Annotated in this window: 4 protein-coding genes; 2 read left to right on the top strand and 2 right to left on the bottom strand. The window is 43.7% G+C overall.

The window, feature by feature from the left end; translation table 11 throughout:
- Positions 1-403: 403 nt before the first annotated feature.
- Together pruA and SKC35_RS08280 are read right to left on the bottom strand one after the other, a co-directional pair.
- Positions 404-2,032 (bottom strand): L-glutamate gamma-semialdehyde dehydrogenase, encoded by a 1,629-nt coding sequence (pruA, locus tag SKC35_RS08285; protein WP_377978939.1) that lies wholly within the window; start codon positions 2,030-2,032, stop codon positions 404-406.
- Between the two features lie 47 nt (positions 2,033-2,079).
- Positions 2,080-2,832, bottom strand: a complete 753-nt coding sequence (locus SKC35_RS08280) for a helix-hairpin-helix domain-containing protein (RefSeq protein ID WP_377978938.1) — start codon at positions 2,830-2,832, stop codon at positions 2,080-2,082.
- 337 nt (positions 2,833-3,169) lie between these two features.
- Here SKC35_RS08280 and rpoB point away from each other — a divergent pair, with 337 nt between their 5' ends.
- Positions 3,170-7,042: a DNA-directed RNA polymerase subunit beta gene (rpoB, locus tag SKC35_RS08275; protein WP_377978937.1), complete on the top strand. Its 3,873-nt coding sequence runs from the start codon at positions 3,170-3,172 to the stop codon at positions 7,040-7,042.
- Positions 7,043-7,098: 56 nt separating this feature from the next.
- Positions 7,099-11,430, top strand: coding sequence for a DNA-directed RNA polymerase subunit beta' (rpoC, locus tag SKC35_RS08270; RefSeq protein ID WP_377978936.1), 4,332 nt, complete (start codon positions 7,099-7,101; stop codon positions 11,428-11,430).
- Positions 11,431-11,453 lie beyond the last annotated feature (23 nt).

Below are 11,453 nucleotides of genomic sequence, written 5' to 3'. Positions count from 1 at the left end.
GATGTTTGACTGCTCTTATTAATATAAGAAAATTGTCATTATCCTTGTCTTGAATGCTACTATTTCGACACTGTGATTTAAACACAGTATCTCTTCTTTATTTCTATCAACACGTCAAAGAACTCTTGTACCTCCAATAAACCAAACAAAGCAACCCGCCTTGTCGTGAACTTAATCACCTGATTCACTCTCGGTCTAGATCTAGAAACCTTTTGTTCCTAGCGATTGGGAGTGCAAAGATGTAGGATTATTTTTTTAAACGCAAGTCTGCACTCGAAACTTTTTAATGAGAATGTGCTAAAACACTGAAAATCAAAGAGAAAAAATTTAAATAAAAAATAAAAAAACCTCGCAAAAATTAATTCTGCGAGGTTTTGGCCTTTTTTTGGCAATAAAAGGATTATTACTTTTCTAAGAATGGATAACGGAAATCCGTAGGTGAAACGAAGACTTCTTTCACGGTACGTGGGGAAACCCAACGCAATAGATTCAAATAAGAACCCGCCTTGTCATTCGTTCCAGAGGCGCGTGCTCCGCCAAAAGGCTGCTGGCCCACCACGGCTCCCGTACACTTATCATTCAAGTATAAGTTACCTGCGGCGTTTTCTAGTACTTTCATCGCTTCTAGCATCGCATATTTGTCTTGCGCGAAAATCGCACCTGTTAAGGCATACGCTGACGTCGAGTCTACTAAGGCTAATGTCTCTTTCCAATCTGCGTCATTATATACATAGATGGTTAATACAGGGCCAAAGATCTCCTCCACCATCGTGCGGTAGGTCGGATTAGTCGTCAATAAGACGGTAGGCTCTACGAAATAGCCTTTCGAATCGTCGAAGTTTCCGCCTGAAATAACACTTACTTCTGGGGATTTTTTTGCTTCACTTATATAAGAGGTGATTTTCGCGAAAGCTTTGGCGTCGATGACCGCGTTCACAAAGTTTTCAAAATCTTCTGTTCCGCCCATTTTGATAGCGGCTAAATCTGCCTTCAATTGTGCTTCCACCGCTGGCCATAAAGAAGCCGGGATGTAGGCGCGAGAGGCTGCGGAGCATTTTTGGCCTTGGTATTCGAAGGCGCCACGGATTAAACCGGTAGTTAAAGCTTTAGCGTCAGCAGAGGAATGAGCTACCACGAAGTCCTTTCCGCCGGTTTCTCCCACGATGCGTGGATAGGACTTGTAGTTGGCGATGTTTTGGCCTATATTCTTCCAAATCGTCTGAAACACGCCGGTCGATCCCGTAAAGTGAATCCCCGCAAAGTCGCGGTGAGAGAATACTACCTCCCCTGCTTCCGGGCCATCCGCTAATACTAAGTTGATTACGCCTGCTGGCAAACCTGCCTCCTCTAGAATCTCCATCAATAATCCCGCCGAATACACCTGCGTAGGCGATGGCTTCCAAACGACCGTATTCCCCATCAAGGCTGGTGCCGCCGGCAAATTACCCGCAATCGCCGTGAAGTTAAAGGGAGTCAGGGCGTAAACGAAGCCCTCTAAAGGACGGTATTCCAAACGGTTCCAAACGCCAGGCGACGAAATCGGTTGTTCGCTATAAATCTGTTGTGCGTAATGCACGTTAAAACGTAAGAAATCAATCCACTCACACGCCGCATCGATTTCCGCCTGGTAGGCATTCTTCGATTGACCTAACATCGTGCGCGCATTCAATTGCATTCTATATTTAGTCGCCGAAAGATCTGCCGCTTTCAAAAAGATCGCCGTGCGATCTTCCCAAGGCATCGATGCCCAAGCGGATCTGGCCGCTAGAGCCGCGTCAATAGCCTGCGCCACTTCCGCTTTTCCTCCTTCATAATAGTGACCTAACACGTGTTGGTGATCGTGGGGGCAAGTCATGGCGACTTTTTTGGCGCCCATCACAGAACGACCTGCGATGCGCATCTGCACGTCAATTTGCTGATTCCGCAAATCCGAAAGGGCTTGCTTTAATTTGGATCTCTCCGCTGAATTTGCGCTATATTGCAAAATAGGCTCATTCACAGGTGTAGGCACTTGAAAAACTCCTGAGGACATATTGTTTCGTTGATGTGTAATAAATAGGATGCTAAATTACGGGTTTTCTACTTATTATCAAGAACCACAAAGCTCAGGTAAGGTTTCAACCGCCTCCACGCCACCTGATCTAGCAATTGAATTTGCTGCAAGGTTTCAAAATCCTTCAATGGTCCATGTTGTTTTCTGAATGCCAAAACCACCTTCGACTGCCCATAAGGCAAATACGGGTGCCTGAAATCCTTCCATTCCACCTGGTTAATCTTCAGAAACCGATACACCCCCGCCCCTACCTTTAGTATAGCCTTATTTTCTTTGACCCAAATCGAGTCCAAACCATACACCTCCTTCAATTGATCCACCTGGTAAAACCCACCCAACTTCTCTCTATAGGTAATGATCCGTTTCGCAAACCCCGGTCCTATCCCATTCAAGGCCACCCATGCCGCCGAATCCGCGGTATTGATGTCGATGGCTGCCTGCCTCCTGTGGCCTCCTGACTTAAAACCTCCGGATTCTTTTCCTCCGGACTTATAGCTTCCATAGTCAACCCAACCCTTCCCCCGACCTCCGGACTTAAAACCTCCGGACTCTTTTCCTCCGGACTCTCTCCCTACGGACTTCGGCCTAATCTCCTGATAATTCGCCTCCCAAACCTCTGGATTAAATTCCAACCTTTCCTGCTCCTTCTTATAGTACTCGCTTCCTATATAATAGCATACATAAATCCCCATCATTCCGAAAAGCACAATAATCCCTTTGATCTCATCGTGGGTGTAGGCGAGGACGAAGCGGAGGTAGTAGTGGATCTTATTTTTCATCAAAATGGGAGATTATAGAGTATAGAGCATAGAGTAGAGATAAGAGAGTAGAGATTTGGGCCATCTATGCTCTATACTCTATTATCTCTACTCTACTTTCGGCAATCTCAAACAAAAATCTCACAACCCCCTTGTATCTCAGAAAATTATCAGTACCTTTGCAGGCTATTTTAGGGTACAAGCCTTCGGGCCTATCCAAAAAGAAATGATTTCTGAAACACAATTCCTTTATCGTAGGGGAAGCGCAAAGGGAGATCATTTTTTCATCTACGAGGCATTTCAGCTTTAAATTGTGCCCATAGGGCCATTTTTCATTTAATTTAAAACGTATAAAGCCTTGAGTAACATCACTGCCACAGGAAGACACAGCTTTGCGAAAACGCAGTCTGTGATCGATTATCCAGATTTTCTGGATATCCAAATCCAATCCTTTCAGGATTTTTTCCAGCTAGAGACAGCTGCTGAGAATCGTACTGACGAAGGTTTATTTAAAGTGTTTGCTGAGAATTTTCCAATCGCGGATTCGCGGGAAAATTTCGTTTTGTCGTTCGTTGACTACTCTGTAGATCCGCCGAAATATTCGGTAGATGAGTGTATCGACCGCGGTTTAACGTATTCAGTACCTTTAAAAGCGAAATTGCGTTTGATCTGTAATGATACAGACAACGAAGATTTCCAAACCATCGAACAAGAAGTATTCTTAGGAAACATTCCGTACATGACAGAACGTGGATCATTCGTGATCAACGGTGCTGAGCGTGTCATCGTTTCTCAGTTGCACCGTTCGCCAGGTGTATTCTTCGCGCAATCGAAGCATACGAATGGAACTAAATTGTATTCGGCTCGTATCATTCCATTCAAGGGTTCTTGGATTGAATTTGCAACGGACGTTAACAATGTGATGTACGCGTACATCGACCGTAAAAAGAAATTCCCAGTAACTGTATTGCTTCGTGCGATCGGATATGGTAATGACAAGGATATCCTTGATTTATTTGGCCTAGCTGAAGAATTAAAGGTAGACAAGAAGACTTTGAAGTCAACGGTAGGTCGTCGCTTAGCTGCGAGGGTTTTGAAAACGTGGCAAGAAGACTTCGTAGATGAAGATACAGGTGAGGTAGTTTCTATCGACCGTAACGAAATCTTGATCGAGCGTGATACGGTTATTACAGAGAACGAGATTGAGACGATTTTGGAATCAGGATCAAGCACGATCATCTTGCACAAAGACGATGTGAACGTATCTGATTACAACATTATCTACAATACGTTACAAAAAGATACTTCGAACTCGGAGAAAGAGGCGGTAGAAGTTATCTACAAGCAATTACGTAACACGGATGCTCCTGATGAGCAAACAGCACGTGATATCATCCAAAACTTGTTCTTCTCAGACAAGCGTTATGATTTAGGCGAAGTAGGTCGTTACCGTATCAATAAAAAATTAGGCCATGATATCCCAATGGATATTAAGGTATTGACAAAAGAAGATATCATCTCTATCGTGAAGTACTTGATCGGTTTGATCAACTCTCGCGCGGTTGTCGATGATATTGACCACTTGTCTAACCGTCGTGTACGTACCGTGGGTGAGCAATTATATGCTCAGTTCGGTGTAGGTCTTGCACGTATGGCTCGTACGATCAAAGAACGTATGAACGTTCGTGATAACGAGGACTTTAAGCCAGTAGACTTGATTAATGCACGTACGTTATCGTCTGTGATTAACTCGTTCTTTGGAACAAATCAGCTATCTCAATTTATGGATCAAACGAATCCATTAGCTGAGATCACGCACAAGCGTCGTATGTCTGCCCTAGGGCCAGGCGGTCTTTCTCGTGAAAGAGCTGGTTTCGAGGTTCGTGACGTTCACTATACGCACTACGGTCGTCTTTGTACGATTGAAACGCCAGAGGGACCAAACATCGGTTTGATTTCTTCTCTTTGCGTTCACGCGAAAGTAAACGGAATGGGCTTCATCGAAACTCCTTACCGTCTAATCGAATCAGGAAAAGTAGATACGTCTACGACTGTTTCGTATTTAACGGCAGAAGAAGAAGATGGCATGAACATCGTGCAAGCGAATGCGCAGATTGACAAAACGGGTAAATTCTTATCTGACCGTGTGAAAGCACGTTTCGAAGGTGACTTCCCATTAGTGAATCCAGCGGATGCTCAATATATGGACGTAGCGCCTAACCAAATTGTTTCGGTTGCGGCTTCTATGATTCCTTTCTTAGAACATGATGATGCGAACCGTGCCTTGATGGGATCGAACATGCAGCGCCAAGCGGTGCCATTGTTACGCCCAGAAGCACCTATCGTAGGTACAGGTTTAGAACACCGCGTTGCGATTGACTCTCGTACTTTAGTTGTTGCTGAAGGAAGTGGTGTGATCGAATACGTAGATGCGTTACGCATTGTAGTGAACTACGATCAAACAGAGGAGCAAAAATTAGTAAGCTTCCACGGTTCTACAAAAGAATACAAATTAATCAAGTTCCGTAGAACGAACCAGGATACAACGATCAACTTGAAGCCGATTGTCTTTAAAGGACAAAAAGTAGAAAAGGGACAAGCACTTTGCGAGGGTTATGCAACTCAAGCAGGTGAGCTAGCTTTAGGTCGTAACATGAAAGTGGCGTTCATGCCATGGCAAGGTTACAACTTTGAGGATGCGATCGTGATGTCTGAAAAAGTGGTTCGTGACGATATCTTTACTTCGATCCACATTGAGGAATTCGAATTAGAGGTACGTGATACGAAACGTGGTGAGGAGGAATTAACTTCTGAAATCCCGAACGTTTCTGAGGAGACAGTTCGTAACCTAGACGAGAACGGTGTTGTTCGCGTAGGTTCTGAGGTGAAAGAAGGAGATATCTTAATTGGTAAGATTACACCAAAAGGAGAATCTGATCCAACTCCAGAAGAGAAATTATTACGTGCCATCTTTGGTGACAAAGCAGGTGACGTGAAAGATGCTTCGAAGAAAGCGCCACCATCATTAAAAGGGGTGGTTATCGACACGAAATTGTTCGCTCGTCCTAAAAAGGATAAGGATCAACGTGATAAGTCGAAGGCTGAATTGAAATTGGTTATGAAGCAATACGGTAAAGACCTGTTAGAGGTTCGTAAAATCATGATCGAAAAGACCGTTGCTTTATTAGCTGGCAAAACATGTGGAGGTATCCGTCACAAGTTTGGCACAGTGATCGTAGAGAAAGGGGTTAAATTCACAGCGAAGAACATCGAAGAATTATTATTCCCAGATAAAAACTTATACCGCGATGAGTCAACGTATGCCGTTCCTGAAGAAGCGAATTTACTTTCTGATTTGATCGTAGAAGAAGCAACAGCAGATGCAGCGACTAACGCGACTTTCTTAGCGTTAATTAAGAGCTTCCACGTTCGTCGTAACGAAATCGCTGGAAACTTTAAGCGTGAGCGTTTCGTGTTAGAGGTAGGTGATGAATTGCCTGCAGGTATCGTGAAATTAGCGAAGGTGTATGTAGCGAAGAAGCGTAAGTTAAAAGTAGGTGATAAGATGGCGGGTCGTCACGGTAATAAGGGTATTGTTGCTCGTATCGTTCGTGAAGAAGATATGCCATTCTTAGAAGATGGAACACCAGTAGATATCGTATTGAATCCACTAGGGGTACCATCTCGTATGAACTTAGGACAAATTTACGAGACCGTATTAGGTTGGGCTGGACAAAAATTAGGTAAGCGTTATGCAACACCTATTTTCGACGGTGGAACTGAAGCAGAGGTAGCCGCTGAATTAACGTTAGCAGGTTTACCAGACTGGGGTCGTACGTATTTATACAATGGTTTAACGGGTGATAAATTTGATCAACCGGTGACTGTAGGTATCATCTATATGTTGAAACTGGGTCACTTAGTGGATGATAAGATGCACGCACGTTCGATCGGACCTTACTCATTAATTACACAACAACCATTGGGTGGTAAAGCTCAGTTTGGTGGTCAGCGTTTTGGTGAGATGGAGGTTTGGGCATTAGAGGCCTTCGGTGCAGCGAATATCTTGCAAGAGATCTTAACTGTGAAGTCTGATGATGTCATCGGTCGCGCAAAAGCTTACGAAGCTATTGTAAAAGGGGAGAACATGCCTAAGCCTAACATTCCAGAATCATTCAACGTATTGATTCACGAATTGAGAGGTTTAGCCCTTGAAATCACCCTCGAGTAAACCATTGGGCTTTGGCCCTATTAAAAGAGTTCATTTTCCAATAAAATACATAGAAAATGTCATTTAAAAAGACTAGAAAGCTGAATAGCGATTTCCAAAAAGTAACCATCTCACTAGCCTCTCCTGAGTCCATCTTAGAGGGGTCTAATGGCGAGGTAACGCAACCGGAAACCATCAACTACCGTACCTACAAACCCGAAATGGGCGGTTTGTTTTGCGAGCGTATCTTCGGTCCTACCAAGGACTGGGAGTGCCATTGCGGTAAATACAAGCGTATTCGTTACAAAGGCATCATTTGCGATCGCTGTGGTGTAGAAGTAACGGAGAAAAAAGTACGTCGTGAGCGTATGGGCCACATCGAATTAGTGGTTCCAGTAGCACACATCTGGTACTTCCGTAGCTTACCGAACAAAATCGGTTACATGCTAGGTTTATCTACTAAGAAATTAGACCAAGTAATCTATTACGAACGTTTCGTCGTAGTTCAAGCAGGTATGTACGCGGAAGAAGGAAAGATTGGTAGCCAATACCTTGATTTCTTAACAGAAGACGAGTACTTAGATATCTTAGACAAATTACCGCGCGAGAACCAGCATTTACCTGATGAAGATCCACAGAAATTCATCGCGAAAATGGGTGCTGACGCGTTAAATATGTTGTTAACACGCATTGACTTAGACAGCTTATCGGCTGACTTGCGTCACTCTGCGGATACTGAATCCTCTCAACAACGTAAGGCTGAAGCCTTGAAGCGTTTGAAAGTGGTAGAAGCGTTCCGTGAGTCGATCGGTCGTATCGATAACCGTCCTGAGTGGATGATCATCAAAATGGTTCCAGTAATTCCACCAGAATTGCGTCCATTAGTGCCATTAGATGGAGGTCGTTTTGCGACATCTGATCTAAATGATCTATACCGTCGTGTGATTATCCGTAACAACCGTTTGAAGCGTTTGATCGAGATCAAAGCGCCAGAGGTAATCTTACGTAACGAAAAACGTATGTTGCAAGAAGCTGTTGATAGCTTATTTGACAACTCACGTAAAGTAAATGCGGTTCGTTCTGAAGGTAACCGTGCCTTGAAGTCTCTTTCTGATATGTTGAAAGGTAAGCAAGGTCGTTTCCGTCAAAACTTATTAGGTAAGCGTGTCGATTATTCAGGTCGTTCGGTTATTGTGGTAGGTCCAGAATTGAAAATGCACGAGTGTGGTCTTCCGAAGGATATGGCGGCAGAATTATTCAAGCCGTTTGTTATCCGTAAGTTGATCGAGCGTGGTATCGTAAAGACGGTTAAGTCTGCGAAGAAAATTGTTGATCGTAAGGATCCAGTGGTTTGGGATATTTTGGAAAATGTAATGAAAGGACACCCAGTTCTTTTAAACCGTGCTCCTACCCTTCACCGTTTAGGTATTCAAGCTTTCCAACCGAAATTAATCGAAGGAAAAGCGATCCAATTGCACCCATTAACGTGTACGGCCTTTAACGCCGATTTCGATGGTGACCAGATGGCGGTTCACGTTCCACTAGGACATGAAGCGATTTTGGAAGCCTCATTATTAATGCTTGCCTCTCATAACATCTTGAACCCAGCGAATGGTGCGCCTATTACGGTACCATCTCAGGACATGGTGTTAGGTTTATATTATGTAACTAAAGGCCGTAAGTCAACTCCTGATCACAAGGTAGAAGGAGAAGGACACCGTTTCTACGGATTTGAGGAGGTTGTTATCGCCTTGAACGAGAAGAAATTATCAAAGCACGCGAACATTGTAGTGAAAGCTACCGTTCGTAAGGACGATGGTACATTGGTAGAAGAAATGGTGGAAACTGTGGCTGGCCGTGTATTATTCAACTTATGTGTTCCTACAGCCGTAGGTTACATTAATGAGTTATTGACTAAGAAGAAATTGCAACAAATCATCTCACACGTTCACAAGATCTGTGGTATGGCTCGTACAGCGCAATTCTTAGATGATATCAAAGAATTAGGTTTCCAACAAGCCTTCCACGGTGGTTTATCGATGGGTATTGGCGATGTTCAAATTCCGGCGGAGAAAGCTTCATTAGTGAAGAAAGCGCAAGAAGATGTTCAAGCGGTTTGGGACAACTACTTAATGGGTTTAATCACAGATAACGAGCGTTACAACGCAGTTATTGACATCTGGACTAAAGTGAACTCGAAAATTACCGAGACATTGATGAAGCAGATGGAAGAGGATAACCAAGGATTCAACGCGATCTATATGATGATGCACTCCGGAGCCCGTGGTTCTCGTGAGCAAATTCGTCAACTAGGTGGTATGCGTGGTTTGATGGCTAAGCCTCAGAAGAACTTACAAGGTTCGGTAGGTGAAATCATCGAAAACCCAATCCTTTCTAACTTTAAAGAAGGTCTTGACGTATTAGAGTACTTTATCTCGACTCACGGTGCGCGTAAAGGTTTAGCAGATACTGCCTTGAAAACAGCCGATGCGGGTTACTTGACTCGTCGTTTACACGACGTAGCGCAAGACGTTATCGTGAATGAAGAAGATTGTGGTACGTTACGTGGTATCGAGGTGTTCCCATTGAAAGACAATGAGGAGATCATCGAGCCATTATCTGAGCGTATCTTAGGTCGTGTATCTATTCACGATGTGTACGATCCGATCACAAATGAGTTAATCGTTGCTTCAGGTGATGAAATCAACGAAGCGATCGCAACGAAAATCGATGAGACAGCGATCGAGTCAGTTGAAATTCGTTCGGTATTAACGTGTGAGACGTTAAGCGGTGTGTGTGCGAAATGTTACGGACGTAACTTAGCGACAGCTGCGATGGTAAACTTAGGAGAAGCGGTAGGTGTAATTGCCTCTCAATCGATTGGTGAGCCAGGTACTCAGTTAACGTTACGTACATTCCACGTGGGTGGTACAGCACAAAACGTTTCTTTAGATGCGAGCGTAAAAGCGAAATTTGACGGGGTGATTAACTTCGAAGAAGTTCGTTCTGTAAGCTCTACAGATGCAGATGGAAATCCAGTAGAAATCGTGATGGGTCGTTCTGGTGAGGTTCAAATTGTGAACCCAGCGAACAAACAAATCTTGATCTCTTCTAACATTCCTTATGGTTCATTCTTACGCGTTAAGGAAGGCCAAGCGGTGAAAAAAGGAGACGAAATCTGTGCTTGGGATCCATACAATGCGGTTATCCTTTCTGAAGCTGAAGGTAAAATTGAATTCGAAGCAATCGAAGAAAATAATACCTACAAAGAAGAAGCGGATGAGCAAACAGGTATGCGTGAGAAGGTCATTGTAGAATCGAAAGATAAGACAAAGAACCCATCCGTATTAGTTAAAGCAAAAGGTAAAGAAGATTTAGTATATAACGTTCCAGTGGGTGCGCGTTTAGCGATCGACGAAGGAGATAAAATCAAAGCGGGTCAAATTATCGCTAAGATTCCTCGTGCGGCAGGTAAAACACGTGACATTACGGGAGGTCTTCCACGTGTAACGGAATTATTCGAAGCACGTAACCCATCGAATCCAGCGGTAGTAACGGAGATTGATGGCGTTATTTCTTACGGTGTGATTAAGCGTGGTAATCGTGAGATTATCGTGACACCGAAAGAAGGAGCTGAGCGTCGTTACTTAGTACCTTTGACACGATTCATCTTAGTACAAAATAATGACTTCGTGCGTGCAGGTTCTCCACTTTCTGATGGTGCGATTACACCTTCAGATATCTTGAAGATCAAAGGACCTACAGCGGTACAAGAATACTTAGTGAACGAGATCCAAGACGTATACCGTCTACAAGGTGTGAAGATCAATGATAAGCACATCGAGTGTATCGTTCGCCAAATGATGCAAAAAGTTCAGATTTTAGAGCCAGGTGATACGCAATTCTTACAAGGTCAAAACGTAGATCGTTTCGTATTCCGTCACGAGAACGACTTGATCTTAGATCAGAAAGTGATCACTGACGCTGGAGATTCTGAGAAATACAAAGCAGGTATGATTCTTTCTGCTCGTGCTTTACGTGATGAGAACTCTTCGTTAAAGCGTAGAGATATGAAGTTAATGAAGGTACGTGATGCGCAAGCAGCCGTTTCTTCTTCTAACTTACAAGGTATCACGCAAGCTTCGTTAGGAACTGAGTCATTCATCTCCGCTGCGTCGTTCCAGGAAACTACGAAAGTACTTTCTGAAGCGTCGATTCGCGCGAAAGTGGATACCTTAGACGGCTTGAAAGAGAACGTTATCGTAGGTCACTTGATTCCAGCAGGTACAGGTCTTCGTCGCTACAAAGACATTTTAGTGACATCGAAAGATGAGCTAAAAGCTATCGAAGCGAAGAAGGAAGCTGCTGAAATCGCTGAAGCGAAAGAAAAAGTAGAAGCTGCAAACTAATTTGTAGATTCATTTGAATAGAC

The sequence above is a fragment of the Aquirufa originis genome (assembly GCF_042714495.1).
Taxonomy (GTDB): Bacteria; Bacteroidota; Bacteroidia; order Cytophagales; family Spirosomataceae; genus Aquirufa; species Aquirufa originis.
This window is presented reverse-complemented; position numbering and strand designations above follow the sequence as displayed.